Annotated in this window: 20 protein-coding genes; 10 read left to right on the top strand and 10 right to left on the bottom strand. The window is 71.3% G+C overall.

What is annotated here, in order from left to right; translation table 11 throughout:
- Positions 1 to 58: 58 nt before the first annotated feature.
- Positions 59 to 2,473 carry an endopeptidase La gene (gene lon, locus ACWC5C_RS30890; RefSeq protein ID WP_450880723.1) on the bottom strand — a complete coding sequence of 805 codons (2,415 nt, stop codon included), beginning with the start codon at positions 2,471 to 2,473 and terminating at the stop codon, positions 59 to 61.
- Between the two features lie 54 nt (positions 2,474 to 2,527).
- Entirely contained in the window at positions 2,528 to 3,058 is a 531-nt protein-coding gene (locus ACWC5C_RS30885; protein ID WP_450880721.1) for a rhomboid-like protein, read from the bottom strand.
- A 367-nt stretch (positions 3,059 to 3,425) separates the two neighbouring features.
- Here ACWC5C_RS30885 and ACWC5C_RS30880 point away from each other — a divergent pair, with 367 nt between their 5' ends.
- The 4 genes from ACWC5C_RS30880 to ACWC5C_RS30865 all read left to right on the top strand — a co-directional run bounded on the left by ACWC5C_RS30880 (position 3,426) and on the right by ACWC5C_RS30865 (position 10,326).
- A complete protein-coding gene (locus ACWC5C_RS30880) occupies positions 3,426 to 4,160 on the top strand; it encodes a spermidine synthase (protein ID WP_450880719.1) in 735 nt (244 codons plus the stop codon).
- A gap of 141 nt (positions 4,161 to 4,301) precedes the next feature.
- Positions 4,302 to 5,042 carry a response regulator transcription factor gene (locus ACWC5C_RS30875; protein WP_358623761.1) on the top strand — a complete coding sequence of 247 codons (741 nt, stop codon included), beginning with the start codon at positions 4,302 to 4,304 and terminating at the stop codon, positions 5,040 to 5,042.
- Positions 5,039 to 6,247 carry a sensor histidine kinase gene (locus ACWC5C_RS30870; protein WP_450880717.1) on the top strand — a complete coding sequence of 403 codons (1,209 nt, stop codon included), beginning with the start codon at positions 5,039 to 5,041 and terminating at the stop codon, positions 6,245 to 6,247. The genes ACWC5C_RS30875 and ACWC5C_RS30870 overlap by 4 nt, the downstream gene beginning before the upstream one ends.
- 233 nt (positions 6,248 to 6,480) lie before the next feature.
- Positions 6,481 to 10,326, top strand: coding sequence for a multifunctional oxoglutarate decarboxylase/oxoglutarate dehydrogenase thiamine pyrophosphate-binding subunit/dihydrolipoyllysine-residue succinyltransferase subunit (locus ACWC5C_RS30865; protein ID WP_450880715.1), 3,846 nt, complete (start codon positions 6,481 to 6,483; stop codon positions 10,324 to 10,326).
- A gap of 73 nt (positions 10,327 to 10,399) precedes the next feature.
- On the opposite strand, the gene fxsT is transcribed toward ACWC5C_RS30865, so the two are convergent.
- A complete protein-coding gene (gene fxsT, locus ACWC5C_RS30860; protein WP_450880713.1) occupies positions 10,400 to 14,047 on the bottom strand; it encodes an FxSxx-COOH system tetratricopeptide repeat protein in 3,648 nt (1,215 codons plus the stop codon).
- A 207-nt stretch (positions 14,048 to 14,254) separates the two neighbouring features.
- The gene (locus ACWC5C_RS30855; RefSeq protein WP_450880712.1) at positions 14,255 to 14,875 is read right to left on the bottom strand and encodes a hypothetical protein; all 621 of its coding nucleotides are present in this window, start codon (positions 14,873 to 14,875) and stop codon (positions 14,255 to 14,257) included.
- A 1,094-nt stretch (positions 14,876 to 15,969) separates the two neighbouring features.
- On the opposite strand from ACWC5C_RS30855, the gene ACWC5C_RS30850 reads away from it, so the two are divergent.
- Positions 15,970 to 16,482, top strand: a complete 513-nt coding sequence (locus ACWC5C_RS30850) for a hypothetical protein (RefSeq protein WP_450880710.1) — start codon at positions 15,970 to 15,972, stop codon at positions 16,480 to 16,482.
- Between the two features lie 64 nt (positions 16,483 to 16,546).
- Positions 16,547 to 16,729: a DUF6104 family protein gene (locus ACWC5C_RS30845; RefSeq protein ID WP_385440385.1), complete on the top strand. Its 183-nt coding sequence runs from the start codon at positions 16,547 to 16,549 to the stop codon at positions 16,727 to 16,729.
- Between the two features lie 21 nt (positions 16,730 to 16,750).
- Here the strand turns inward: ACWC5C_RS30845 and ACWC5C_RS30840 are convergent, their stop codons facing one another.
- Genes ACWC5C_RS30840 through ACWC5C_RS30830 form a run of 3 tightly spaced genes read right to left on the bottom strand, consistent with a single transcriptional unit; the run spans position 16,751 to position 18,624 of the window.
- Positions 16,751 to 17,095 carry an SDR family oxidoreductase gene (locus ACWC5C_RS30840; protein WP_450880708.1) on the bottom strand — a complete coding sequence of 115 codons (345 nt, stop codon included), beginning with the start codon at positions 17,093 to 17,095 and terminating at the stop codon, positions 16,751 to 16,753.
- Positions 17,096 to 17,125: 30 nt separating this feature from the next.
- A complete protein-coding gene (locus tag ACWC5C_RS30835; RefSeq protein WP_450880706.1) occupies positions 17,126 to 17,941 on the bottom strand; it encodes an AfsR/SARP family transcriptional regulator in 816 nt (271 codons plus the stop codon).
- Positions 17,942 to 17,961: 20 nt separating this feature from the next.
- Positions 17,962 to 18,624 carry a TetR/AcrR family transcriptional regulator gene (locus ACWC5C_RS30830; protein ID WP_450880705.1) on the bottom strand — a complete coding sequence of 221 codons (663 nt, stop codon included), beginning with the start codon at positions 18,622 to 18,624 and terminating at the stop codon, positions 17,962 to 17,964.
- A 133-nt stretch (positions 18,625 to 18,757) separates the two neighbouring features.
- Here ACWC5C_RS30830 and ACWC5C_RS30825 point away from each other — a divergent pair, with 133 nt between their 5' ends.
- Positions 18,758 to 19,378: a malonic semialdehyde reductase gene (locus tag ACWC5C_RS30825; RefSeq protein WP_450880704.1), complete on the top strand. Its 621-nt coding sequence runs from the start codon at positions 18,758 to 18,760 to the stop codon at positions 19,376 to 19,378.
- An 85-nt stretch (positions 19,379 to 19,463) separates the two neighbouring features.
- On the opposite strand, the gene ACWC5C_RS30820 is transcribed toward ACWC5C_RS30825, so the two are convergent.
- From ACWC5C_RS30820 to ACWC5C_RS30810, 3 genes are read right to left on the bottom strand one after another with little or no spacing between them, the layout of a single operon-like run.
- Entirely contained in the window at positions 19,464 to 19,862 is a 399-nt protein-coding gene (locus ACWC5C_RS30820) for a nuclear transport factor 2 family protein (protein WP_450880703.1), read from the bottom strand.
- Positions 19,863 to 19,889: 27 nt separating this feature from the next.
- On the bottom strand, positions 19,890 to 20,876 hold the full coding sequence (locus tag ACWC5C_RS30815) for an NAD-dependent epimerase/dehydratase family protein (protein WP_450880702.1): 987 nt from the start codon (positions 20,874 to 20,876) through the stop codon (positions 19,890 to 19,892).
- Positions 20,873 to 23,692, bottom strand: coding sequence for an AMP-binding protein (locus tag ACWC5C_RS30810; RefSeq protein WP_450880854.1), 2,820 nt, complete (start codon positions 23,690 to 23,692; stop codon positions 20,873 to 20,875). The genes ACWC5C_RS30815 and ACWC5C_RS30810 overlap by 4 nt, the downstream gene beginning before the upstream one ends.
- 253 nt (positions 23,693 to 23,945) lie before the next feature.
- On the opposite strand from ACWC5C_RS30810, the gene ACWC5C_RS30805 reads away from it, so the two are divergent.
- The 3 genes from ACWC5C_RS30805 (at position 23,946) to ACWC5C_RS30795 (ending at position 26,542) form a co-directional block, all read left to right on the top strand.
- Positions 23,946 to 24,875, top strand: a complete 930-nt coding sequence (locus ACWC5C_RS30805; RefSeq protein WP_450880700.1) for a DUF4097 family beta strand repeat-containing protein — start codon at positions 23,946 to 23,948, stop codon at positions 24,873 to 24,875.
- A complete protein-coding gene (locus ACWC5C_RS30800) occupies positions 24,875 to 25,993 on the top strand; it encodes a helix-turn-helix transcriptional regulator (RefSeq protein ID WP_450880698.1) in 1,119 nt (372 codons plus the stop codon). The genes ACWC5C_RS30805 and ACWC5C_RS30800 overlap by 1 nt, the downstream gene beginning before the upstream one ends.
- A 93-nt stretch (positions 25,994 to 26,086) precedes the next feature.
- Positions 26,087 to 26,542 carry a TIGR03668 family PPOX class F420-dependent oxidoreductase gene (locus ACWC5C_RS30795; RefSeq protein WP_450880696.1) on the top strand — a complete coding sequence of 152 codons (456 nt, stop codon included), beginning with the start codon at positions 26,087 to 26,089 and terminating at the stop codon, positions 26,540 to 26,542.
- The last annotated feature ends 19 nt before the right edge of the window (positions 26,543 to 26,561 follow it).

Below are 26,561 nucleotides of genomic sequence, written 5' to 3'. Positions count from 1 at the left end.
TCTGGTTCGCCGCTCAAGCTACCAGACAGACCTGTCTACCCTCAATGAAGTGCGTCCGTTACGCCGCCACCGGGACCTCCGGGGCGCTCGCCGAGGCGGGCTGGAGCGCCAGCTCCAGGACCTGGCGGACGTCCGAGACCGGGTGGACGTCGAGCTTCGCCAGCACCTCGGCGGGCACGTCGTCCAGGTCCGGCTCATTCCGCTTGGGGATGACCACGGTGGTCACCCCGGCCCGGTGCGCCGCCAGCAGCTTCTGCTTGACGCCGCCGATCGGCAGCACCCGCCCGGTCAGCGAGACCTCGCCCGTCATCGCCACGTCCGGCCGCACCTGGCGGCCCGACAGCAGCGAGGCCAGCGCGGTGGTCATGGTGATGCCCGCGCTCGGGCCGTCCTTGGGGACCGCGCCCGCCGGGACGTGGAGGTGGATACCGCGTTCCTTCAGATCGGCGACCGGAAGCTCCAGCTCCGCGCCGTGGGAGCGCAGGAAGGACAGGGCGATCTGGGCGGACTCCTTCATGACGTCGCCCAGCTGACCGGTGAGCGTCAGCCCCGCGCCGCCCGTCTCGGCGTCCGCGAGCGACGCCTCCACGTACAGCACGTCGCCGCCCGCGCCCGTCACCGCGAGCCCGGTCGCGACCCCGGGGACGGAGGTGCGGCGCTCGGCGGGGTCCTGCGCGGACTCCGGGGTGTGGTGCGGCCGCCCGATCAGCGGACGCAGCTCCTCCACGCCCACCGTGAACGGCAGTTCGCGCTCCCCCAGCTCGTGCTGGGCCGCCACCTTGCGCAGCAGCCGCGCGATCGAACGCTCCAGGGTCCGTACGCCCGCCTCGCGGGTGTACTCCCCGGCGAGCTTGCGCAGCGCCTCGTCCGCCACCCCGACCTCGCCCGGCTCCAGACCGGCGCGCTCCAGCTGCCGGGGCAGCAGGTGGTCGCGGGCGATGGTGACCTTCTCGTCCTCGGTATAGCCGTCCAGCCGCACCAGCTCCATGCGGTCCAGCAGCGCCTCCGGAATGGCCTCCAGGACGTTGGCCGTGGCCAGGAAGACCACGTCGGACAGGTCGAGTTCGACCTCCAGGTAGTGGTCCCGGAAGGTGTGGTTCTGTGCCGGGTCCAGGACCTCCAGCAGGGCGGCGGCCGGGTCGCCGCGGTAGTCGGAGCCGACCTTGTCGATCTCGTCCAGGAGGACCACCGGGTTCATCGAGCCCGCCTCCTTGACGGCCCGTACGACCCGGCCGGGCAGCGCGCCCACGTACGTACGCCGGTGGCCGCGGATCTCCGCCTCGTCGCGGACGCCGCCGAGCGCGACCCGGACGAACTTCCGGCCCATCGCGCGGGCCACGCTCTCGCCGAGGCTGGTCTTCCCGACCCCGGGCGGGCCGACGAGCGCCAGCACGGCCCCGCCGCGCCGACCGCCCACGACCCCGAGGCCCCGGTCGCTGCGGCGCTTACGCACCGCCAGGTACTCGGTGATCCGCTCCTTCACGTCCGCCAGACCCGCGTGGTCGGCGTCCAGCACCGCCTGGGCGCCCGGGATGTCGTACGCGTCCTCGGTGCGCTCGTTCCACGGCAGCTCCAGGACGGTGTCCAGCCAGGTGCGGATCCAGCTGCCCTCGGGGCTCTGGTCGCTGGCCCGCTCCAGCTTGTCGACCTCCTTCAGCGCCGCCTCGCGCACGCTCGAAGGCAGCTCTGCGGCCTCGACCCGGGCCCGGTAGTCGTCGGACTCGTCCTCCGGATCGCCGTTCAGCTCGGCCAGCTCCTTGCGCACGGCCTCCATCTGCCGCCGCAGCAGGAACTCGCGCTGCTGCTTGTCGACGCCCTCCTGGACGTCCTTGGCGATCGACTCGGCCACGTCCTGCTCGGCCATGTGATCGCTCAGCCAGCCCACGGCCAGCCTGAGCCGCGCCACCGGGTCGGCCGTCTCCAGCAGCTCCACGCGCTGGGCGACGCTGAGGAAGGGCGAGTATCCGGAGTTGTCGGCGAGCTGCGAGACATCGTCGATCCCCTGCACCCGGTCCACGACCTGCCAGGCGCCGCGCTTGCGCAGCCAGCTGGTGGCCAGCGCCTTGTACTCCTTCATCAGCTCGGTGACGGCACCCGGCAGGGGGTCCGGCACGATCTCCTCGACCGCGGTGCCCTCGATCCACAGCGCGGCCCCGGGCCCGGTCGTCCCGGCCCCGACCCGCACCCGCCGCACCCCACGGATGAGCGCCCCGGGATCACCATCGGACAACCGCCCCACTTGCTCGACGGTCCCGAGCGTGCCGATGCCCGCGTACGTCCCGTCGATACGCGGCACCAGCAACACCCGCGGCTTCCCCCCATCCCCATCGGCCCGGGCAGCGGCCTGCGCGGCCTCCACGGCGGCGCGCACATCGGTATCGGAAAGGTCCAGCGGGACCACCATGCCGGGCAGCACGACCTCGTCATCGAGAGGCAGCACGGGCAGGGTGAGCGGTGTAGACAGCGAAGCCATGATCTCCCCTTCGGCAGGCAAGTTGAGCTATGCAGACTCAATGCGCGCGAGGCCTCAAGTGTTCCCGGCGCCGCGTTCGCTGTGAGCGATCACCTGGCCGGGCCGCTGAGCGGCGTGGCGGGCGTACGGCCAGCAGGCGGTGCCGGCCAGGAGGGCCAGGGCGTGGCCCCCGTCGGTGAAGGGGTCGAAGTGCACCAGGCTTCCGGCGATCAGGCCGTAGCTGACGCCGTAGTCGAGGCGGCGCAGGGAGCTGTCCGGGAGGTGGCCGACGGCGACGGACGCGGCGACCGGGATCTCGGTGAGCAGCGTCGCGAGGACCTGGCCGAGCAGGAAGACCCCGGCGGTGCGCAGCCCGCCGACGCGGCGCTCCAGCGCGCCGAGCACGAGGAGGAAGGCCGCGAGGTAGGGGGAGGTGATGCCGCCGACCACCCACAGCGCGCTGGCCAGCAGGGTGAGCAGCGGCCGCTGGGAGAGGTGGGAGAGGTGGGAGACGTCGGTGCTGGAGTCGGTGAGCAGAGCGTGGACGGTGCGGGGGTCGCCGAGGTGGGGGTGCCGAGGAGGATCAGCGAGTAGCAGAGGGTGCACGGCATCCCGGCGAGGGGCGGCAGAGGGCTCCGGAGCCGGGGCCATGGGCGGGTACGGGACGGGTGGGCGCGGGATCGGCGCGTGCCGGGGCGGCGGGCCGGGGTTCGGGAGGCTGGGGTTCGGGGGCCGATGTCGTCACCGCTGGCCCCCTTCCCGGGCCGTCGCGCGCGGGCGGCGGATATCCGCGCAGACCTCTCAACCCGCCCATCCCCGTGAGTCATCTCACCGGTCCCGCGATGTGAAGGTCGACACATTTGCGCCACATCTCCGTGCCATCTAACGGTTGGACCGGCGGGTCGCCTCGGCGCGAGGATGAGGGGGTCAGCTCATACGAGTCGTCCGAGAGAGCCCCGGGAGGACCCGCGCCATGCAGTCGCCGTACGACATCGCCGACGACCGGCCGGTGACCGTCGACCGCCGGGAGGGGCCGTACGGCGAGGTCGTGCTGCGTCAGCGGGGCGGCGACCCCGGTGACCCCGTCCACGGGGACGGGGCCGTCTTCGAGATCATCGCCAATGGGTGCTTCCTCATGGACACCTCCGACGGCCGCTCCGAGCGTCTGCTGATCCGCGCCGCGCTCGACGCGCTGCCGCCGGGGCGTCCCTCGCCCGCGCTGCTCATCGGCGGCCTCGGCGTGGGGTTTTCGCTGGTCGAGGCGGTTTCCGAGCCGCGGTGGGGGCGGATCGCGGTGGTCGAGCGGGAGGCTGCGGTGATCGACTGGCACCGGGACGGGCCGCTGGCGGCGCTCTCCGGCGAGGCGCTGGCCGACTCCCGGGCGGAGATCGTCCACGCCGATCTCGTCGCGCATCTGCGGCACCCCGCGGAGGGCGCGCGACCGTACGACGCGCTGTGTCTGGATATCGACAACGGCCCCGGCTGGACCGTCACCGAGGACAACGGCGGGCTGTACTCGCCCGCCGGGCTCGCCGCCTGCGCGGACCGCCTCACCCCCGGCGGGGTGCTGGCCGTCTGGTCGGCCCAGCCGTCGCCCGCGTTCGAGCAGGCGCTCCGGAATGCCGGGTTCACATCGGTGCGTACGGAAGAGATCACCGTTGCCCGGGGTGTGCCCGACGTGGTGCATCTCGGGATTCGAGGCGCGTAGCCGAGCCGCGTAGGCTGCCCTTACGCTTGCTTGCCTACGAAAAGTGGCCGGTTAATGACCAGGCGCGGAACGCGTGGGTTTCGGCACGCGCGCAAACGGTAGGCGGCCGCGGATTCATGAGAACGACGCAGGGGCGGGCGTATGGAGCAGATGCACAACGGCCACAACGGGGGCGCCACGACCACCCCGGGCGCGCAGCGCCGGATTCTCGTCGTCGAGGATGATCCGACCATAGTGGACGCCATCGCGGCCCGGCTGCGCGCCGAGGGCTTCCAGGTGCAGACGGCCGCGGACGGCCCGGCGGCCGTGGACACGGCCGAGGCGTGGCAGCCGGACCTGCTGGTCCTCGACGTGATGCTGCCGGGCTTCGACGGTCTGGAGGTCTGCCGCCGGGTGCAGGCGCGACGGCCGGTGCCGGTCCTGATGCTGACCGCGCGTGACGACGAGACCGACATGCTCGTCGGGCTCGGAGTCGGCGCCGACGACTACATGACCAAGCCGTTCTCGATGCGCGAGGTGGCGGCCCGGGTGCATGTGCTGCTGCGGCGGGTCGAGCGGGCGGCGCTGGCCGCCAACACCCCGCGCAGCGGGATCCTGCGCCTGGGCGAGCTGGAGATCGACCACGCCCAGCGCCGGGTGCGGGTGCGCGGCTCGGACGTCCATCTGACGCCGACCGAGTTCGACCTGCTGGTCTGTCTGGCGAACACCCCGCGCGCGGTGCTCTCCCGGGAGCAGCTGCTGGCCGAGGTGTGGGACTGGGCGGACGCCTCCGGCACCCGGACCGTGGACAGCCACATCAAGGCGCTGCGCCGGAAGATCGGCGCGGAGCGGATCCGTACGGTGCACGGCGTCGGCTACGCCCTGGAGACGCCCGCGGCATGAAGAAACCTCCCGGGACCACATGGGCTCTGGACCGGCACATCCGGCGGGTCCGGAGCCTGTCCCGGAGCCAGCGCATCCGCACCACCTGGAACAGGGTGTGGGAGGCGCTGCGGCCGTTCGATCCGTACCGCTCGGTCAAGGCGGCGCTGGGCGCGCTGGTCATCGGGTCGGTCATCATCACGACCCTGCTGGTGTTCGCGGCGATGCACTCGGACACCGAGCTGCGCGTGATCACGGTCTTCTCGATCATCGCCTCGCTGCTGATCACCCAGTTCGTGGCACATGGGCTGACCGCCCCGCTGGACGAGATGACCGAGGTCACCAAGGCGATGGCGCACGGCGACTACACCCAGCGGGTGCGGGCGGCGCAGCGCCGGGACGAGTTCGGGGACCTGGCGAGTTCGTTCAACCGGATGGCGGCCGACCTGGAGGCGGTGGACACCCACCGCAAGGAGCTGGTCGCCAACGTCTCGCACGAGCTGCGCACGCCGATCGCGGCGCTGCGGGCGGTGCTGGAGAACGTCGTGGACGGCGTCTCGGAGGCGGATCCGGAGACGATGCGGGTCGCGCTGCGCCAGACGGAGCGGCTGGGACGGCTGGTCGAGCAGCTGCTGGATCTGTCCCGGCTGGACAACGGGGTGGTGCCGCTGCACGCCCGCACCTTCGAGGTCTGGCCGTATCTGGCCGGGATCCTCAAGGAGGCCAGCATGGCCAAGGGCGCGGACGCGGGCTCGGGCAAACACACCCGTAAGGACGTCCATCTCGACCTCGACGTCTCCCCGCCGGAGCTGACCGCGTACGCGGACGCCGAGCGGCTGCACCAGGTCATGGCCAACCTGATCGACAACGCGATGAAGCACAGCCCGGCGCACGGCCGGGTCAGCGTGCGGGCGCGGCGCGGTGAGGGGCCGGGGGCCCTGGAGCTGGAGGTGCAGGACGAGGGCCCGGGTATCCCGGAGGCGGAGCGGCACCGGGTGTTCGAACGCTTCAACCGGGGCAGTCTCTCCCCCAACTCCGGGGGCCCGGCGCCCGGCGCCCGGCCGCGGCCCGGTCAGGGCAGCGACGGCGGGACCGGTCTGGGCCTGGCCATCGCGCGCTGGGCGGTCGATCTGCACGGCGGGCGCATCGGGGTGGCTGAATCCCCTCGGGGCTGCCGAATCAAAGTCACCCTTCCGGGGGACGTCCAGAGATCAAAATTGACGTAAAGTCGGTGACGGAAGCGCACATCTGAGCGGTGTGGGTGCACTTTTGCGTACCCACATCCCGGACGGTCATAGCGGAACCACGTGTGTTTCCCGCCACGCCATGCGCTGAAACCCGCCGATGAGTGTGACTTAGACGACGATGACCAGTGCGGCCTGCACGTAAGGGGTTAAGAGGCGTAGCCTTTATTCCCGCTGTCCACCACCTTGTGAAGCGGAAGAGGGCGGTTACCGCCGTGTCGCCACAGTCCCCCAACACCTCGAGCGTCTCGACCGACGAGCAGGACGGGCAGGGAGCTAGCCCTGCCGCTGCCTTCGGCCCCAATGAGTGGCTCGTCGACGAGATCTACCAGCAGTACCTCCAGGACCCGAACTCGGTCGACCGAGCCTGGTGGGACTTCTTCGCCGACTACAAGCCGGGCCAGGACACCGGTTCAGCGGTGGCCGCGCCACCACAGGGAGTGACCGGAGGCGCTGCCCCGGCTCCCGCCGCCGCGGCTCCTGCCCCGGCCCCCGCCGCGAAGGCCCCGGCCCCGGCCAAGCCCGCGGACGCCAAGCCCGCGGACGCCAAGCCGGCCGCGGCCGCCCCGGCGCCCGCGAAGCCCGCCGCGGCCCCGGCCGCCAAGGCTCCGGCCCCGGCCAAGCCCGCACCGGCCAAGCCGACCCCGGCCGAGCCCACGGCCTCCGCGAAGCCCGCGAAGGCCGAGCCCGCCGCCGGTCCCGAGCTGGTCACGCTGCGCGGCCCGTCCGCCGCGGTCGCGAAGAACATGAACGCGTCGCTGGAGCTGCCGACGGCCACCTCGGTCCGCGCGGTCCCGGTGAAGCTGCTGTTCGACCAGCGCATCGTCATCAACAACCACCTCAAGCGCGCCCGTGGCGGCAAGGTGTCCTTCACGCACCTCATCGGCTACGCCATGGTGCAGGCGCTGAAGGCGATGCCCTCGATGAACCACTCGTTCACCGAGAAGGACGGCAAGCCGACCCTGGTCAAGCCGGAGCACATCAACCTCGGCCTCGCCATCGACCTGGTCAAGCCCAACGGCGACCGCCAGCTCGTCGTCGCGGCGATCAAGAAGGCCGAGACGCTGAACTTCTTCGAGTTCTGGCAGGCCTACGAGGACATCGTCCGCCGCGCCCGCGCGAACAAGCTGACGATGGAGGACTTCACCGGAGTCACCGCCTCCCTCACCAACCCCGGCGGCATCGGCACCGTGCACTCCGTGCCGCGCCTGATGCCCGGCCAGGGCCTGATCGTGGGCGTCGGCGCGATGGAGTACCCGGCCGAGTTCCAGGGCACGTCCCAGGACACCCTGAACAAGCTGGGCGTCTCCAAGGTCATGACGCTGACCAGCACCTATGACCACCGGGTGATCCAGGGCGCCGCCTCCGGCGAGTTCCTGCGGATCATGAACCAGCTGCTGCTCGGCGAGAACGACTTCTACGACGAGATCTTCAAGGCGCTGCGCATCCCCTACGAGCCGGTCCGCTGGCTCAAGGACATCGACGTCAGCCACGACGACGACGTCACCAAGGCGGCCCGGGTCTTCGACCTGATCCACGCCTACCGGGTCCGCGGCCACGTCATGGCCGACACCGACCCGCTGGAGTACCGCCAGCGCAAGCACCCCGACCTCGACATCATCGAGCACGGGCTCACCCTGTGGGACCTGGAGCGCGAGTTCGCGGTCGGCGGCTTCGCGGGCAAGTCCATGATGAAGCTGCGCGACATCCTGGGCGTGCTGCGCGACTCGTACTGCCGCACCACCGGCATCGAGTTCATGCACATCCAGGACCCGAAGCAGCGCAAGTGGATCCAGGACCGCGTCGAGCGCAGCCACGACAAGCCGGAGCGCGAGGAGCAGCTGCGCATCCTGCGCCGCCTCAACGCGGCCGAGGCGTTCGAGACCTTCCTGCAGACGAAGTACGTCGGCCAGAAGCGGTTCTCCCTGGAGGGCGGCGAGTCCGTCATCCCGCTGCTGGACGCCGTGCTGGACGCGGCCGCCGAGTCGCGCCTGGACGAGGTCGTCATCGGCATGGCCCACCGAGGCCGCCTCAACGTCCTCGCCAACATCGTCGGCAAGTCGTACGCGCAGATCTTCCGCGAGTTCGAGGGCAACCTCGACCCGAAGTCGATGCACGGCTCCGGTGACGTCAAGTACCACCTGGGCGCCGAGGGCACCTTCACCGGCCTCGACGGCGAGCAGATCCAGGTCTCGCTGACCGCCAACCCCTCCCACCTGGAGGCGGTGGACCCGGTCCTGGAGGGCGTCGCCCGCGCCAAGCAGGACATCATCGGCAAGGCCGGTACGGACTTCACCGTCCTGCCCGTCGCCCTCCACGGCGACGCCGCCTTCGCCGGTCAGGGCGTGGTCGCCGAGACGCTGAACATGTCGCAGCTGCGCGGCTACCGCACCGGCGGCACCGTGCACATCGTCATCAACAACCAGGTCGGCTTCACCGCCGCCCCGGCCGCGTCCCGCTCCTCGATGTACGCCACCGACGTGGCGCGCATGATCGAGGCGCCGATCTTCCACGTCAACGGCGACGACCCCGAGGCCGTCGTCCGGGTCGCCCGGCTGGCCTTCGAGTTCCGCCAGGCGTTCAACAAGGACGTGGTCATCGACCTCATCTGCTACCGCCGCCGCGGCCACAACGAGACCGACAACCCCGGTTTCACCCAGCCGCTGATGTACGACCTGATCGACAAGAAGCGCTCGGTGCGCAAGCTCTACACCGAGTCGCTGATCGGGCGCGGCGACATCACCCTCGAAGAGGCCGAGCAGGCGCTGCAGGACTTCCAGGGCCAGCTGGAGAAGGTCTTCACCGAGGTCCGCGACGCGGTCTCGGCCCCGGCCCAGCCCGAGATCCCCGAGCCGCAGCCGGAGTTCCCGGTCGCGGTGCAGACGGCGGTCTCCCAGGAGGTTGTCAAGCGGATCGCCGAGTCCCAGGTCAACACCCCCGACCGGATCACCGTCCACCCGCGGCTGTTCCCGCAGCTCCAGCGGCGCGCGGCGATGATCGAGGACGACACGATCGACTGGGGCATGGGCGAGACCCTCGCCATCGGCTCGCTGCTCATGGAGGGCACCCCGGTCCGGCTCGCCGGACAGGACTCCCGCCGGGGCACCTTCGGCCAGCGCCACGCGGTGCTCGTCGACCGCGAGACCGGCGACGACTACACCCCGCTGCTCTACCTCTCCGACGACCAGGCCCGCTACAACGTCTACGACTCGCTGCTCAGCGAGTACGCGGCGATGGGCTTCGAGTACGGCTACTCGCTGGCCCGCCCGGAGTCGCTGGTCCTGTGGGAGGCGCAGTTCGGTGACTTCGTCAACGGCGCGCAGACCATCGTCGACGAGTTCATCTCGTCCGCCGAGCAGAAGTGGAGCCAGACCTCCGGCGTCACGCTGCTGCTGCCGCACGGCTACGAGGGCCAGGGGCCGGACCACTCGTCCGCCCGTATCGAGCGCTTCCTCCAGCTGTGCGCGCAGAACAACATGACGGTCGCCATGCCGACGCTGCCGTCGAACTACTTCCACCTGCTGCGCTGGCAGGTCCACAACCCGCACCACAGGCCGCTGGTCGTCTTCACCCCGAAGTCGATGCTGCGTCTGAAGGCGGCGGCCTCGAAGACCGAGGAGTTCACCACCGGCGCCTTCCGCCCCGTCATCGGCGACGAGACGGTGGACCCGGCGGGCGTCCGCAAGGTGATCTTCTGCTCCGGCAAGGTCTACTACGACCTGGAGGCGGAGCGCGAGAAGCGCGGTGCGAAGGACACGGCGATCATCCGCCTGGAGCGGCTGTACCCGCTGCCGGGCGCCGAGGTCCAGGCCGAGATCGCCAAGTACTCGGGCGTCGAGAAGTTCGTCTGGGCGCAGGAGGAACCGGCCAACCAGGGCGGCTGGCCGTTTATGGCCCTCAACCTGATCGACCACCTGGAGCTGGCGGTCGGCGCGGACGTCCCCGCCGCCGAGCGGCTGGTCCGCGTGTCGCGCTCGCACTCGTCCTCGCCCGCGGTGGGGTCGAACAAGCGGCACCAGACGGAGCAGCAGGCGCTGGTGAGCGAGGCCTTCGAGATCTGAGGCCCGTTACGTACGCACCGGAAGGCCCGGCCCCCGCGCATCGCGGGAGCCGGGCCTTCCGGCGTACGGGCCCTCAGATGGGCAGCGGCTCGAAGTCCCAGAAGGGGCGCTGACGATCGCGGGCCGCCACGGTCTCGGGGTGGTCCGGCCCCAGGACGGCGGCCAGACCCCCGAGGGCCACCTCCTCGATCACATCCGCCTCGTCCCGTCCGCCCCGGATCGCCCGCAGGTCCTGGGCCAGCGCGACCTGGGCCAGCAGGGTCAGCGGATGTCGCTCCCCCAGCACCTCGGCGGCCCGGTGCGCGGTCTCCCGGCTCATCGCGCAGGCGTCGTCCCCGCGCTCCTGGACCGCCGACGCGTTGAGCGCGATGCCCAGCGTCCAGGGGTGCCGGGGGCCGACAGCGGCGGTCATGCCCTTGAGCACTGTCTCCAGGCACAGTGCCCGATCCTTCACGGGCAGCATGAGCGCCTCGTTCGCCTGGGCCCCGATGGTGTACGGGTGGCTTTCCCCCCGAGTGAACAGGTACTCGCCTGTGGTCCTCGCGGCGATGCCCAAGGCCCGGTCGTCACCCGCACGCCGGAGAGCGCTGGCGGCTCCGGTCGCGATCATCAGCGTCAGCGGAGCGTCCTTGCCCAGCAGGTGGCCAGCCCGTTGCCACTGGCCGTGGATGTCGTCGACGTCACCGCCGCATCGCCACAGGTGGTACTCGGCGGCCAGCGTCCATGGATGGTCGCCGCCCAGGACCGCGCGGTGCCGCTCGGTGCTGGGCCCCTGCAGCGCCAACGCCTCCTCGTAGCGGCCGGACAGTCGCAGGTCGTACGCCCGTTCCGTCTCGCAGGCCAACGTCACCAGCGTCCTCGGGCCCAGTTCCGCACGCGCGCTGCCCAACGCCCTGTCGGACAGCTTCGCGGCCGCGGCGTAGGAGCCGAGCATCCGCAGCGAGGCGGACATGCTGCGGTGTGCGTTCCGCTTCTCGTTGCCCTCATCGGGGCACAGCTCGGCGCACAGTTCGCCCTCCTGGCAGGCCAGTTGGTACGCCTCGTCGTACCGGCCGAGACCGCGCAGGTCCGCGCCCACCCTGGCCATCGCGGCGAGTGCGCCCATGCCGTCGGACTCGGCCAGGCCCTCCAGCACACTGCGGTCCAATCCCTCCGCGGCGACGTAGTCCCCGGTCGCACGCAGCAGCGCGGCCTCGCACACGGAGAGGTCCGGATAGAAGCCCGCCGCCTCTTCGGCGATGTGCATGCCCGTCTCGTAGTCGCCGCTGAGGGTCAGGTACCGCAGGAATCCGGGAAGGATCCGGCGTGACAGGGCGTCCGAGGACTCCAGCGCGCCCGAGTAGTCCAGATGCGGGAGGAGTCTGGCGTACCGCGGCCAGGTGGTGGGGTCGTCGGGACGGCCGGGGTCCACCGCGGCGAGCGCCGTACGCACCAGCCGCGCGTCCTTCTCCCGCCGCTCCCCCGGCGTACGCCGCCGCACCGCGTCCCGTACGAAGCGGCTCATCCACACGGCGTCGTCCGCCACCCGCACCACCGACCGCTGCACCAGCTTGCCCACGGCCAGATCCAGCTGGGTCGGGTTGTCCAGCAGGGCCGCCACCGCCGGGGACACCTGGTCCGCCGGGACGGCGCGCAGCAGGGCGAACGGGACCGGGCCGGGGGCGAAGAGGGCGCACACGCTGAGCAGTTCGGCCGCGGCCTTGGTGGTCTGCCGCAGCCGGGTGATCAGCTCCTTGAAGGCGGAGTGGTACGGCATCGGGTAATCCGCCGCGGCCCGCACCGGGTTCGGCTCGCCGTCGCTCACCATCCGTACGTACTCCGCCACCCGCGTGGTCGAGCCCTGCAGCCAGCCCGCCGTCTGGTCCAGCGGCAGCGGCAGGTCCTCCACGGCCGCCGCCAGCCGGTCCGCGTCCTCGGGCCTGATGCGGGGCGCCCGGCCGCGTACGAACGCGATGCTCTCCTCCCGGCTCAGCGGCGGGACGGCCAGCAGCTCGGCGTAGTGGTCGGCCCAGGCCCGGTTGCGCGCGGTGACCAGCACATGGCCGCGCCCGGCGGGCAGCAGATCGGCGATGGCCTCCGGGTCGTCGGCGCCGTCCAGGACGAGCAGCCAGCGTTCATACGGATCACCGCGCCGCAGGGCGTCCAGCGCGGCCCGTACGGAGTCGTCCTCCGGGGCGAGGGCGGCAAGGCGCCCCTCCAGCGTGGGCCGGTCAGCCCCCGAGGCCCACCACACCACGTCGTACCGGCCCGCGAACCGGTGCGCGTACTCGGCGGCGAGCTGCGTCTTGCCGATGCCCGGCAGCCCGACCAGCGCGACCACCGCCGTGTCGGCCGGGGCGGCCTCCAGGCGGTCGTGCACCTCGGCGAGCAGCGCATCGCGCCCGGTGAAGCGCGGGTTGCGGCGCGGTACGCCGTCCCAGACGGCGGGCGGAGCGACGGGGAAGCGGGGGCCCTGCCGGACGGGAGCCGGGACAAAGGCGAGTATCTCGACGGGCAGGCCGAGCCCGCGCAGCAGGCGCCGCCTCGCCTCCTCCTCGTCCAGCCCGCGCAGGTCGACGGCGCCGAGCCGGGTGGCGAGGCGCGGCGGGGTGCGGTCGGCGATGGTGAACGCGACGAACGGCAGATCGGATAGCCTCGCGCCGAGCGCCGCGTGCCACGCGTCCTCGAAGTGCTCGCTGAGCAGCAGCACGTGGCCACGGTCGGCGAGGAACAGATCCTGGTCCGAGGGGTGCCAGCACCGGATGGTCACCTCGTGAGCGCCCGCCGCCTCCAGCCGGTGGGCGGCCCAGGCGGCCCAGGGGCGGTGGACACCGGCGTACGTGACCGTGATGGGCTGACGGAGCCGGTCCGAGCCCGCCCGGACGACTCCGGTGGCTTCCGCTTCGGGCCCCTCGGGCGGAACGACCCCGCCCTCCCGGGCCCGCGCCTGCGCCAACTCCACCTCCAGCTGCCGCGCCCAGGCATACACGCGCTCCACGGAATCCTCGGCCTCCGCCTCGGCCTGCTCCCCGGCCGCCTCCTCCTCCGTCTGCAGCTGGTGCTCCAGCGCCTCGCACCGCCGCTCGGCCTCCAGCGCCTGCCGCCGGGCCTGCTGCAACTCGCCCCGCAGCCGGGCTACTTCCTCGCGCAGCCGGTCGCGTTCCGTACGTAACCCCTCGTGCTCCCCGCGCAGCCGCTCGACCTCCGCCTCCCGCTCATCGCGCTCCAGCGAGGCCGACACGGCTATCTGCCGCTGCTCGACCTCCATCTCGGCGATGCGCTGTTTCCGTACCAGCAACGCCTCCGACAACGCCTCCGCCCGCACCTCGGCCTGCTGCCGCTGCCGGTCGGCGTCGGCGAGCTGGTCGCGCAGCCGTTGCAGCTCCCACCCCACCCTGTTGGTGGCCTGCAACGCCCGCCGTTGCAGGGTGTGCACATGGGCCATCACCTCGGCCGAGGAGGCCCGCCCGGTGGCCTTGGCCGCGTGCGTGAGCAGCCGGTCCACGAACTCGGCGGGCGGTACGACGGTCCCGTTGAGGTAACGCGAGACGGTGCCCGCGTCGTAATGCACCCGTACGGCGAAGACCCGCAGCGACACCCCCACCGCCCCGAACAGCTCCCGCAGGCTCAGGGCCAGCGCCCGGCACTCCGGCTTCACCGCGTCGGGGATCGGCTTCAGATCCCCGATCCGCCGCTCCGGCACCAGCTCCCCGCCGACTACCTCGTCCGTCTCGTCCGTCATGGGCTGCCCCTCCCCCGTTGCGGCCCTCTGCAACACGTGCGGCCTGCCGCAACACCCCAGACCACGCACACCGTGAAGGTACTCCCGGCGGCCCTCGCCGGTCTCACGAAAGCAGGACGAAGATGCCGAACCGCCGCCCCACCGCCCTCCTCACCCTGACCGCCGCCGCCCTCACCGGCGCCATCCGCGCGCTGGTGTCCTGGCTGCTCAGCCGCTCGACGGAATGACGGCGCCGGGGCTGCCGAGCCACGCGGTCTGACCGTCGGCGGTGACGGTGAGGCCGAAGTCGTACAGCTCCGGTGAACCGGCCTCCCGCCACCACCCGTACGCCCGCTCCAGCTCGCTGAACAGATCGCGCGGGCCCCACTGCTGAACGTGTCCGTCCCGGACGTACGCCCACGAGTCGGTGGTGGCGAGCCACCCGTCACTGGCCCAGTGCACTCCGGGAAGCCGGAGTCCGAGGGCGAAGCGGGCGTGGAAGTCGGTGTCCAGGAAGGACGGATCGAGATCGGTACGGCCGTCGTGGCTCTCCTCCCAGGACGCGGCGGAATACACCTCACCGAGCGGCGAATCCGGTCGCCGCTGGCCGCGCAGATCCATGAACGACATCGGCTGATCGAAGTGGCCGCTCGCCGAGGTGCCGTCGGCCGCGACGCGGAGGCGCACCATCCCATGCGGCTGGAGCGTCGTCTTCCACGGGGTGACGACGAGCCCTCCGGGGCGGGTCTGCTCCACCCAGGCGAAGGGAACCCGCTGGAGCGAGGCCGTGCACAGCACCCGGTCGTACGGGGCCTCGGGAGCCCAGCCGTCCTCCCCGTCCGCTGCCACCACACGAGGGTGATACCCGGCCTCGGCGAGACCCGCATGCCAGGGCGCACATCTGCTGCGGCGAGCATGGTGAACACGGCGTCGGGACGCTGATGGAACTGGTCGGCAGCGTGCCCTCAGCCTCGGCCGCCCCGTCGTCGGCCTGGGTGACGACGGACGCCAGCGGATCGTGGACCAGTGCGGCCCAGGCACCGGGGTCGTCGGCGGCACGCAGCGGGCGGTAGGCGTCGTCCCGCCAGACCCACACCGTGTCGGGAACGAACGCATGGCGCGGCACCTTGAGAAGGCCTCCCGCATCCACGGCTCGGCGAACCCGCCCAGGCCGTCGAGGATCTCGGCGGCCTGGACCCGCATGTCATCGGGCCTCATTTCGGCGCCGGCGGCTTCCCGTGGTTGCCCATGGAGTTGGTCCCCTTCAACTGCCCCGTGTCATCAGCGTGCCGCTGCGGGGAAGCTCCCGATTCCCCATCAGGGGTATACCCATGATGGGTACAATCCGGCTTGAGACTGCTGATATCCCCTTCTCGTCACCGAATCTTGGGAATCACATGTCCAGCTACGTCTCGCCCGCCGCGCTCCCTCCCCACGTCCTCGATCGATCCGACGTACGGAGAGCTGGAGCGCCATGATTTCGGGACCGTCTTCAAACTGGCCCGGCAATGGGGCGGGATCAGCTTCTCGAAAGTCGCGGATGCCTGCGACATCAAGCCGGAACGGGTGGGCAAGTTGGCCCGGGGTGAGGGCTCGATCACGACGTACGAAAAGATCACGCGGATCACCGACGCATTACGCGTCCCAGGCCACCTGGTGGGTCTCAGCCCCCGCCCCTGGGAAAGTGACCAGCCACGAGCGGCAGCTGACGAATCGGCTCCCATCGCATCGCTTGAGCTGCCGTCCCTGGCCCCGGATCCCGATCTGCTCGACCGATTGACGAAGACCGTCCGTGGGGACACCCGCACCGACAGCGCGATGAAGTGGCCGCCCGCGTCGTACGACTCGCCTCCGAGCACGCGCAGTTCCTCGCGTGGACGGCACAGGGCCAAGGGAACTCATCGGCCGCTGTCGCCTGGTACGACCGTTCCCACGAATGGGCCATGGAAGCGACTGACGCCGACATGGCGGCCACGACGCTCAGCATGAGGGCACACGTGGCGTGGTCCGTGGGCGACGGCCGCCGATGCGCCCGGCTGGCACAGGCCGCCCGGTGGGCCTCGCCCGGGACGTCACGGGGCGTCCAGGGCATGGCGGCCCAGATGGAGGCTCGCGGATACGCGCTGACCGGTGAGGCCGACGCGGCCCACCGTCTCCTCGACGAGGCGCAGCACCTCATCGCCCGCGCCGCCGACCTGCTGCGCACCGGTATCGGCGCCCTTCCCGCCTCGTACCGGCGCGACCGGGCCTGGTACAGCGCGTGCCTTGCGCACGCGCTCGCCGGGTCCGGTCATGCCGACGCGGCCGCGCACACCGCGCTCGGCTGCACTGCCGACGCCTCGGCGGTTGGCCGACCTCACGCTTGGAACGAGTTGCACACCACCGCCGCGCTGCTCCTCCGGCGCGGGGCGCCCCAGGCGCGAGGCTTGATCGACGCACTGGCCGACTGCGACTGAGCGTCCGTAGCAGGGCCGCATATCCTGGGGTGGTAGATCCATCTCACCCACCCCGGAGAACCCCTTGTACTTCACCGACCGCGGTATCGAGGAGCTGGACCAGCGACGCGGCGAGGAGGAGTTCACCTTCGAGTGGCTCGCCGCGCAGCTGCGGACGTTCGTCGACCTGAACCCGGACTTCGAGGTTCCGGTGGAGCGGCTGGCCACCTGGCTGGCCCGGCTCGACGACGAGGACGACGACATCTGACCAGGGCCGCTAGGGGCGGGCTCAGGCCGTGTAGCCTCCGTCGACGTCGAGGGTGGCGCCGGTGACGTACGCGGCGTCGGGGCCCGCCAGATAGGTGACGAGTCCGGCCACCTCGTCGGCCGTGCCGTAGCGGCCGACCGCGAGGTGCGGGAGGCCGTCGGCCGCCCAGGGGCCGTCGGCCGGGTTCATATCGGTGTCGACGGGGCCGGGCTGGACGGTGTTGACGGTGATGCCGCGGCCGCCGTCGCCGATATGGCGCAGGGCCTCCTGGGTGGCGGCGAAGACGGCGCGCAGGTTCACGGCGGCGACGTGGTCGTAGTCGGCGCCGGGCGCGCCGAGCTGGAACGGCTCGCGGAGCTGTCCCATACTCGGTTGCCCTGGGAGCAGGCGTAAGCGCTACGCCACCACCGGGCCGCGCCCCGGGGTGCCCGCCTCATGGTCGAGGCGGGGGTCGGAGATCAGGACGGCCTGCTGGAGGCGCTGGAGCTTGGCGGAGGGCTCCAGGCCCAGGTCCTCGGCCATGGTCATGCGCAGCCGCTGGTAGACGGCGAGGGCGCGGGTGCGCTGGCCGGAGCGGTGGAGGGCCAGCATGTACTGGCCGTGCAGGCCCTCGTGGAAGCGGTGTTCGACCACGAGCGAGGCGAGATCGCTCAGCACTTCCAGATGGCCGCCGAGCCGCAGCCGGGTCTCGATGCCGCGCTCGATGGCGGTGAGCCGGGACTGCTCCAGCCGGGCGACCTCGGCCTGCAGCGGGCGGCCGTGCGGGGTGACGTCCACGAGGGCGGGGCCCTGCCAGAGGGCGAGGGCCTGCCGGAAGGCGGCGTCGGCGGCCCGTTCGTCGCCGACCTCCAGGGCGCATTCGGCCTGGGTGACGAGGGTGCGATAGTCGTGGACGTCGAGCTGACCGGAGCGCAGGACTAACGCGTAGCCGCCGGGCCGGGTCTGCAGGACGTCACTGGTGACCGCCGCGGAGGACGTGCCGAGCACCTGGGCGAGCAGTTTGCGCAGGTGCAGGATGTACGTCTGGAGGGTGGTGAGCCCGGTGCGCGGCGGCTGGTCTCCCCACAGCTCGGCCATCAGGGACTGCACCGGCACCATGCGGCCGTCGCTGAGCAGCAGCAGGGACAGGACTTTGCGCGGTTTCATCGCGCTGGGGACTCCGGACAGAGCGCCGTGGCGCAGGGTCAGCGGTCCGAGAACGTTCGCACGCATGGGTGCCACCTCCTCGCACGTCATGTGCGGTACGCGCGGACAATCAGGTCGGCGGCCTTCTCGCAGATGGCCGTGGCATCGACGGCGGCGATCGGGCGGGTGCCGTACATCGACTGGTACAGACCCTGCTGGACGATCAGGGCCACGAACTGCTGGGCGGCGGAGGCGGGGTCGGGGACGTCCAGCTCGCCCCGGTCGGAGCGGCGGCCGAGCAGTTCGGCGAGGTACTTCACCAGCTGCTGGGGCTCGCCCTCGGCGCAGGCCGGGCGCAGCGCGGGATGGCGGGCGACCTCGGCGATGATCAGGCGGCGGAGCGCGGAGGCCCGTTCGTCGAGGAGGACGCCGAGGACGCGGTGGCCGAACGCGGTGAGTGCCGCGCGGACGTCCACACCGTCGTCCTCCGCGGCGGGGATACGCGGCGACTCGGGGGCGAAGCCCGCGGCGACCCGCTCCCGCTCGCCGTCTACGGCCGCGAGGAACAGCCGCTCCTTGTCGCCGAAGTGGTTGTAGACGGTCTGCTTGGAGACCCGCGCCCGGTCCGCGATGACGTCGACACCCGCCCGGGTGTAGCCCTCGCGCAGGAAGACGGCGACGGCCGCCTCCAATATCGCCTGGCGCTTGGCGGGCTGCGGACCCGCCGGCCGTCCCGCGGCGCCGCGCCGCGGACCGTTGTCCGTCCGCAACGGTCCAACCTCCTCGCTGTGAGCCGGTCTTGCCCTCAATGGACCCGTGAGTCTAGCCTTCCGTCACTGTCGTGGACTAGCCCGTCCAGTCCATTTAATTCATCATCACGCACGAACCTTGAGGAGAAGCTCCATGAGCGCACCGGAGAACAGCGACGCCCTGCGGCACCTCACCCTCGCGCCGGAGGCGCAGAACCAGCTGTTCCTGGAGGCCCGTACGGCCAACACCTTCACCGACGAACCGGTGACGGAGGACCAGGTCCGCGCCATCTACGAGCTGGTGAAGTACGCGCCCACCTCGATGAACCAGCAGCCGCTGCGCATCGTCATGGTGCGCTCCGAGGAGGCCCGCGGCCGCCTCGTACCGCACATGATGGGGATGAACCAGGAGAAGACCGCGAAGGCGCCGCTGGTGGCGATCCTCGCCGCGGACCTGGACTTCCACGAGGAGCTGCCCAAGCTCGTGCCGTTCCTGGAGAACCCGCAGGCCATCTTCGCGGAGCCGGTCGCGCGGGAGGCGTCGGCGAAGTTCAACACGGCGCTGCAGGTGGGCTACTTCATCCTGGGCGTGCGCGCCGCCGGGCTCGCGGCCGGGCCCATGAGCGGCTTCGACCCCGTGGGCGTCACCAAGGAGTTCTTCAGCGACGGCCGCCACCAGGCGGTCTGCGTGGTCAACATCGGCAAGCCGGGCCCGGACTCCTGGATGGGCCGCCTGCCGCGACTGGACTACGACGAGGTCGTCACCACCGTCTGACGCCGGACAACACCCCCACAGACGGGCCGCCCGTCCTCGCGGCAACGAGGGCGGGCGGTCTGCGTCCGTACGGAAGCGGCCTGCGTCAGCTCTCGATCAGGTCGTGGAAGGCCACGGTGTCGAAGATGTCCTCCATCCGCGCCGCCTTGCCGTCCCGCATCGTCCACGAGTGGACGAAGTCCAGGGTCACGGTCCTGCCTCCGCGAGACGTCACCTCCCGGGTGCCGAACACCACGACCCGGTCCCCCTGCTCGATGAACTCCTCGGGCGCGAGTCTCATCCCGCCCAGCACGTTCGGGACGTGCGCCAGGAACTCCTTGACCCCCGCGTGGCCCAGCTTGGTGCCGCCGAGGCCGTACTTCGCCATCCCGGCCGGATGGACCCATTCGACGTCCGGGTGCATGCCCGACAGGATTCCCTCGATGTCGCGGTCCCGGAATCCGGCGTAGCACGCGCGGATGGTGTCGATGTTTCGTGATGCCACGGGTCTTCGTCTCTCCTCAGGGTCCGCTCAGACGGCGTACTGCGGCTTGATGTGCTCGGGATGGAGGGCCTGGAGCGTGCCGCGTACGCCCTCGCGCCACGGCACCCGGCAGGGTCCGGTGATCTCCCGGCGGCGCGTGGGGGCGAACTGGTACGTCTCCCTGGTCACCTCACTCGGTACGAGCCGCGCCTCCACCCCGCTCAGCTCCTCCAGGTACCGCACCAGATCGGTCACCCCGACCGGCTCGTCGCCGCCCCAGTTGACGAGGGTGGCGGGGGACGACGCGGCCGCCCACAGCGCGGGCACCTGGGAGACCAGGTCGTCGGTGTGCAGCAGCGAGCACCAGTTCTGGCCCTCGACCGGCACCGGGATCGGCTCGCCCGCGAGCATCCGCCTGAAGTACAGCATCGGCACCCCGCCGTAACCGCCCGGGCCGTACGCGATGTTGAGCCGGGCGATGGTGGTCGGCAGGTTCAGCACCCCGGCGAACGCCCGCACCGCGCCCTCGGCGGCGATCTTGCCCACGGGGTAGCAGGGCAGCCAGTCGGCCACCCCGTCGATGGGGTCGCTCTCGGCGTAGGGGTGGTCGAGGGTCTGCCGCTTGTAGAGCGCGCCGGTCGAGACGAACAGGAACGATTCAGCGGTGCGGCAGTGGGTCATCAGCCGTCCGCAGGCGAGGGAGTTGACCTCGATGGCGGCGTTGTAGTCGCCATCCTCGCCACGCCGCACCGCCGAGTGGAAGACATGGGTGAAGTCGTCCGGCAGCCCCTCGTAGCCCGAGTCCCCCAGGTCGTTCATGTCCCAGCGGTGGGTGGTGATGCCCCGGGCGCGCAGCGTCTGCTCGACGCCGGGGGCGCCGAACCGGCCCAGGCACCACACCTCGTTGTCCGCCGCCAGCGCCTCCGCCACCGGCCCGGCGACCTGCCCGCTGCCGCCGGTGACCAGGATCTTCTTGCCTTCCACGGTGTTCTTCTCCTTTTCCGTGCCGCCGCCGTCGGTGGCAGTCCTGGTCATCCGTCGCCCAGCGCGCGGTCCAGCTCCTTGCGGAGGATGGCCTGGAAGACCGCGACATGCTGGGGGCCCATGAGGGTGTAGTGCTCGCCGGGTACGTCGAGGTACCGGTTCGGCTCCGTGGTGTGCTCGTCCCACCTGCGGAGTTCGTTGTTCAGCCAGTCCTCCTTGGTGCCGCGCAGCGGGATGGCGTAGAAGACCGTCATGGAGCGGGTGGTGCCGCTGGGCTGGTACGTACGGCCCAGGCCGGTGAGCTCATGGGCCAGCTCCGCCCAGGCGCTGAACTTTCCCATGTCCAGGTCAAGTTCGGCCAGCCTCCGCTGGGGAGCGAGCCGCAGCAGCCGCGCGAGCTGTTCCCGCTGGGGCAGGGCGCGCAGCTCGCCCGGGAGGTCCAGGGACTGCCTCTTGTTGATCAGATCGAGGAAGAAGGCCAGGTTGACGGCGGTCTCGATGAAGTCGAGTTCGTCCATGCGGTACTTGATGTGCGGCGGCAGGTTGAAGCTGCCGGTGAAGTCGACGCGCTCGCCCTCCGACTCCAGCGCCTTGGCGATCTCGAAGGCCACGGCGCCGCCGTACGAATACCCGGCGACCGCGTACGGGCCGTGCGGCTGTCTGGCGCGGATGGCCCGGACGTAGCAGTCCACCATCTCCTCGAAGCTCTCGAAGGGCTTCTCCCCCTCGTTGAACCCCCGGGCGCGCAGCGCGTAGAACGGCCGGTCGCCGACGAAGTACTTGGCCAGGTTGACGAAGACCAGGACCTCACCGACGCCCGGGTGCACACAGAACAGCGGGGTCTTCGCGCCGCCCGTCTGCAGCGGCACGACCGGGTCGTACGCCTCGGCGGCGGGCGACGCGCCCCCGGCCAGCCGGGCGGCGAGCTGCCGCACCGAGGGCGCCGTGAGCACGGTGATGATCGGCAGGTCCGCCACCCCGAGCCGCCGGGTGACCTGGTGCCGCAGCCGCAGGATGTCCAGGGAGGTGCCGCCGAGGTCGAAGAAGCTGGCCGTCGCGCTGATCCGCGCCGGGTCGGTGTCGAACATCTCGGCGTAGATCTCAGCGAGGACCCGTTCCGTCCCGCCCTCCGGCGGGGTGTGGCCGCCGAGGCGCCGGGTGGTCAGCTCCGCCACCCGCTCGATGACGCCGTCGAAACCGCCGGACTCCAGCCGCTTCCGCATCCTGCGGCGCAGCGTCTTGCCCAGGCTGGTCTTGGGGAACGCCTCCTTGGGCAGCGGCAGGATGAGGAACGGCCGGAAGCCCCAGTGGATCACCACGGTGGAGCGCACGGCGGTGATCAGGCGGTGCAGTCCGGGCTCGTCGTCGTCCGCGAGTTCGGGGTGGACGGCGATCACCAGCTGTTCGGTGTCGCAGCCCGGGCGGCGGGTGGGGAACGCCGCGACATAGCCGCCCGCCACCCCGTCGAGCTGCTCCAGCGCGGCCTCTATCTCATGGCTGAAGTAGTTGACGCCGTTGACGATGACGCTGTCCTTGCTGCGTCCGACGAGGGTCAGCCGCCCGTCGTCGATGCGGCCGAGGTCGCCGCTGCGGAACCAGCCGTCGGGGGTGAAGGCCTCCTTGGTGGCCGCCTCGTCGTGGTAGTAGCCGCTGGTGATCATCGACCCGCTGAGCTGGAGTTCCCCGACCTCGCCCGGGGGCAGCGGCCGGTGGTCGTCGTCGGCGACCCGGATGCTCAGCCCCTCGACGGGGGTGCCGAGGTTGGCGAACTCCTGGCCCAGGTCGGTGATGGGGAAGGCCCGGTTGTAGACCGACCCGGCGCAGGTTTCGGTCATCCCGAAGGCGGGCCAGAGGGCCGAGGGCCGCAGCCCGTACGGGCCGTAGAGGGCGAGGAACGCCTCGCCGGTGGCGACGACGTTGGCCTCGCCGCCGCTCACGATATGCCGCAGCGAGCTGAGGTCGAGCCCTTCACCGCCCGCCGATATCTCCTCGGCCAGCTCCCGCGCCGAGGCATTCAGCGGACCGAGGAGGAAATTCGGCGTGAAGGTCATCGTGACCTTGTGGCGGGAGGCGATACGGAGGAAATTCAGCGGCTCCTCCAGGACGAGAGATGCTTCAGCATGCAATTGTTCGGCGCCGACGTAGAGCGGGAGCATATGCGCTTCCAGGAGCGCGGCGACATGGTCGTAGGAAATCCAGTTGAAGGTTGTATCGGCGGCGGTGAGCCGCTGCTTCCCGGCCTTTCCCGCCATGGACGCGAGAATGTTTCCATGGGTGAGCATGACCGCTTTGGAATTCCCGGTGGAACCGGAGGTCAGCACCAGCAGGGCGAGATCGTCCGGTGCGGCGATGTGCACTCCGGGTGACGCGCCGCCGTCCGGCGCGGGCGCGGCCTCCGCGCCCCACAGGTCCTCCACCGTGGCGGTGGCGAGCCCGGGCACATGCGGCAGCTCGGCGCCCATCGCCTCGCTGGTGACCAGCAGCGGACCGTCCAACAGCTCTTTGAGGTGGGCCAGTTGGGCGGCCCAGCGGGCCGGGTCACCGGGGACCGGGACCGTCGGGCACGGCACGAAGCCGCCGAGCAGGCAGGCCCAGAAGACCGTCAGGAACTCCCGCTGGCCGTCCAGCAGCAGGGCCACCTTGTCGCCCGGCCGCAGCCCGCGTCCACGGAGCGGCGCGAGGAGTCGCGACGAGGATTGCAGAAGTTCCGCATAGGACTGGCGTGTTGCGTCGCACCCCGCCTCGGCGGTCACGTAACGTACCCCGGAATCGGCGTAGTGGTGCGCGGCCCTCAGGAGCACCTGGGCAACGGAGCACAGATCTTGAGAATCACTTGATACCGAGTATTTCAAGGGTTGTGACGCCATTACCTTCACTGCCCTCTTTCTTCTCGAATCGAAGGCACGAAGGTAACAGCCTCGAACATTCGTACTCCATGATGCTCTACCAGTGCTCTAGTGATGCTCTAGTGGCAATTACCGATAAAGCCACCCCGGCCAGGCGTCTTGGTCCGGGGCCGCGCTCGCGCCCGTGACGGGCTTGACTCCAGCGATCCGCGATATATCGTGTCTATGCGGACACGATATGTTGCGTGACCGCATCCAGCCAGGGAGGCCAGGGATGTCAGCCCGGTCAGAGTGGTCGTTCGGCGAACCACAGAAGCTCACCTTCGACGAGCCCGTCTCCGCGCTCCACGTACGCATCGTGGACGGCACGGTCAACGTGGTCGGGACCGACGGCGGCCCGGCCCGGCTGGAACTGTCCGACATCGAGGGCCCACCGCTGAAGGTGACCCTGGACGACGGCACCCTGAGCGTCGCGTACGACGACCTGCCCTGGAAGGGCCTGCTCTCCTGGCTCGACCGCAAGGGGTGGCACCGCAAGGTCCATGTCACCCTCGCGGTGCCCACGGACACGGCGGCCTCGATCGGCGTCGTCAACGCCTCGGCCGTCGCCTCCGGGCTGGGCGGCCGGACGGAGCTGCGCGGCGTATCGGGCGACGCCACCCTCGTCGGACTGACCGGTCCGGTGCGCGCCGACACCGTCTCCGGCCGGGTGGAGGCCCAGGCCGTCACCGGCGACCTGCGCTTCAACTCCGTCTCCGGCGACCTCACCGTCATCGAGGGCTCGGGCCCGGTCGTCAAGGCGGACTCCGTCAGCGGCGACATGGTGCTCGACCTCGCACCCGCCTCCGCCTCGCAGCGCGCGGACATCAGCCTCACCACCGTCTCCGGTGAGATCGCCATCCGGCTGCCGCACCCCGCCGACGCCAGGGTCGAGGCGAACACGGCGAGCGGGCCCGTCTCCAACGCCTTCGAGGATCTGCGGGTCACCGGCCAGTGGGGCGCCAAGCGGATCACCGGGCACCTGGGCTCGGGGCAGGGCCGCCTCAAGGCCACCACCGTCTCCGGCGCGATAGCGCTGCTGCGGCGCCCGCCCGCCGACGGGGACGGCGACGGGGACGGGGACGATGTCAGCGGCCGCACCGACCGTACTCACAGCACCGACAGCACCGACAGCACCGGCGGCCCGCAGGGAAAGGTCCTCTGATGCCCCCCGTATTCGCCCACGGCCGACTCCGCCTGTACCTGCTCAAGCTGCTCGACGAGGCCCCGCGCCACGGGTATGAGGTCATCCGGCTGCTGGAGGAGCGCTTCCAGGGGCTGTACGCGCCCTCCGCCGGGACCGTCTACCCGCGCCTGGCCAAGCTGGAGGCGGAGGGCCTGGTCACCCACACCACCGAAGGCGGCCGCAAGGTCTACTCCATCACCGACGCCGGACGCGCCGAACTGGCCGACCGCAGTGGCGAACTGGCAGATCTGGAGCTGGAGATCCGCGAATCGGTGGCCGAACTCGCCGCCGAGATCCGCGAGGACGTGCGCGGCTCCGCCGACGACCTGCGGCGGGAGATGCGGGAGGCCGCCCAGAAGGCCCGCACCTCCGGTGGTACTACCGGCGAGGGCAAACACGGCCCCTGGGAGGGCCCGTGGGACAACGCCACCGCCGAGGGCTGGCGGCAGGCGAAGGAGGAGCTGCGGCGCGCCAAGGACGAGTGGAAGGAGCAGGCCCGCCGCGCGAAGGAGGAGAGCCGCCGCGCCCGGCAGGACGCCCAGCGCGCCCGTAAGCAGGCCAAGGACGCCCAGGAGTTCGCGCTCGAAGAGGTCCAGCGGGTCGCCCGGCGCGTTCAGGAGCAGACCCAGGAGCACATCCGGGCGGGCGACTGGCAGCAGGCGGTACGGGACGGACTGGCCGAGGTGTCGCGCAGCGTGAGCCGACTCTCCCGGCAGGGCATGACCCCGCCGGGTCGGGCGGACACGGGCGAGGCGGCGAAGACCACCGACCCGCGCGCAGACGCACCGGCACCGGACCCCGGCACCGCCCAGCAGGCCACCGCCGATGCCGGTGCCCAGGCCCATACCCAGGCGCGCGGCGGCGACGGAGACGGCGGCGGCGCAGCGGCCGAGCCCGCGTGGGCCGGGGAGTTCACCCCGTCAGGCGACCCCGCCCGCGATCTGGACCGGCTGCTCGACCGCTTCCGCGACGACATCCGCGACACCGCCCGGGACCACGGCGTGACCGATGCCCAACTGGCCGACGCCCACCGCCGACTGGCGGCGACGGCGGCCCGGATCACCGGCCAACTGCGCGGCGCCCCGGCCAAGGACTAGGGCGTCCCCGGGCCCCCGGGGCCCCGGACACCGCGCGCGTCCGGCGGCGCTTCGTCCGGCCGCCGGACGCACCCCCGCAGTAGCCTCGCCGGTATGCGACTGGAGACCCCCGAGGCGCGGCGGCGCTTCGCCCGCGCCCGGGTGCTGCGGCTGGCCACCACCGACGAGGACGGCCGACCGCATCTGGTACCCGCCACCTTCGCCCTCACCACCCCGGAACACGGTGGGGACACCGTGGTCACCGCCGTGGACCACAAGCCCAAGCGCCACCAGGACCTGAAGCGGCTGCGCAACATCCACGCCAACCCGGCGGTCTCCCTCCTGGTCGATCATTACGACGAGGACTGGCGGCAGCTGTGGTGGGTGCGGGCCGATGGCCGGGCCCGGATCGTTCCGGCCGTGGCGGCGGCCGAACGGGCGGACCCGGTACGACAGCTGGTCGGCAAGTACCCGCAGTACGCCGACCGGCCACCGCGCGGACCGGTGATCGCCATCGAGGTCACCCGCTGGTCGGGCTGGGCGTACGCCGAGGCCCCGGCGGACCGCTGATCAACTCCCCTTCCCCTCG

Source organism: Streptomyces sp. NPDC001700, assembly GCF_053596435.1.
The sequence above is the reverse complement of the archived record's forward strand: the minus strand, read 5'-3'. Positions and strand labels throughout refer to the sequence as shown.

Bases quoted from the DNA above. Each gene is read 5' to 3' on its own strand.
- fxsT (WP_450880713.1), bottom strand. From the start codon at position 14,047: ATGACGGACGAGACGGACGAGGTAGTCGGCGGGGAGCTGGTGCCGGAG.
- ACWC5C_RS30850 (WP_450880710.1), top strand. From the start codon at position 15,970: ATGGAAGCGACTGACGCCGACATGGCGGCCACGACGCTCAGCATGAGG.
- ACWC5C_RS30800 (WP_450880698.1), top strand. From the start codon at position 24,875: ATGCCCCCCGTATTCGCCCACGGCCGACTCCGCCTGTACCTGCTCAAG.
- ACWC5C_RS30815 (WP_450880702.1), bottom strand. From the start codon at position 20,876: ATGACCAGGACTGCCACCGACGGCGGCGGCACGGAAAAGGAGAAGAAC.
- ACWC5C_RS30840 (WP_450880708.1), bottom strand. From the start codon at position 17,095: ATGGGACAGCTCCGCGAGCCGTTCCAGCTCGGCGCGCCCGGCGCCGAC.
- ACWC5C_RS30875 (WP_358623761.1), top strand. From the start codon at position 4,302: ATGGAGCAGATGCACAACGGCCACAACGGGGGCGCCACGACCACCCCG.
- ACWC5C_RS30835 (WP_450880706.1), bottom strand. From the start codon at position 17,941: ATGCGTGCGAACGTTCTCGGACCGCTGACCCTGCGCCACGGCGCTCTG.
- ACWC5C_RS30825 (WP_450880704.1), top strand. From the start codon at position 18,758: ATGAGCGCACCGGAGAACAGCGACGCCCTGCGGCACCTCACCCTCGCG.
- ACWC5C_RS30795 (WP_450880696.1), top strand. From the start codon at position 26,087: ATGCGACTGGAGACCCCCGAGGCGCGGCGGCGCTTCGCCCGCGCCCGG.
- ACWC5C_RS30880 (WP_450880719.1), top strand. From the start codon at position 3,426: ATGCAGTCGCCGTACGACATCGCCGACGACCGGCCGGTGACCGTCGAC.
- ACWC5C_RS30810 (WP_450880854.1), bottom strand. From the start codon at position 23,692: ATGGCGTCACAACCCTTGAAATACTCGGTATCAAGTGATTCTCAAGAT.
- ACWC5C_RS30805 (WP_450880700.1), top strand. From the start codon at position 23,946: ATGTCAGCCCGGTCAGAGTGGTCGTTCGGCGAACCACAGAAGCTCACC.
- ACWC5C_RS30870 (WP_450880717.1), top strand. From the start codon at position 5,039: ATGAAGAAACCTCCCGGGACCACATGGGCTCTGGACCGGCACATCCGG.
- lon (WP_450880723.1), bottom strand. From the start codon at position 2,473: ATGGCTTCGCTGTCTACACCGCTCACCCTGCCCGTGCTGCCTCTCGAT.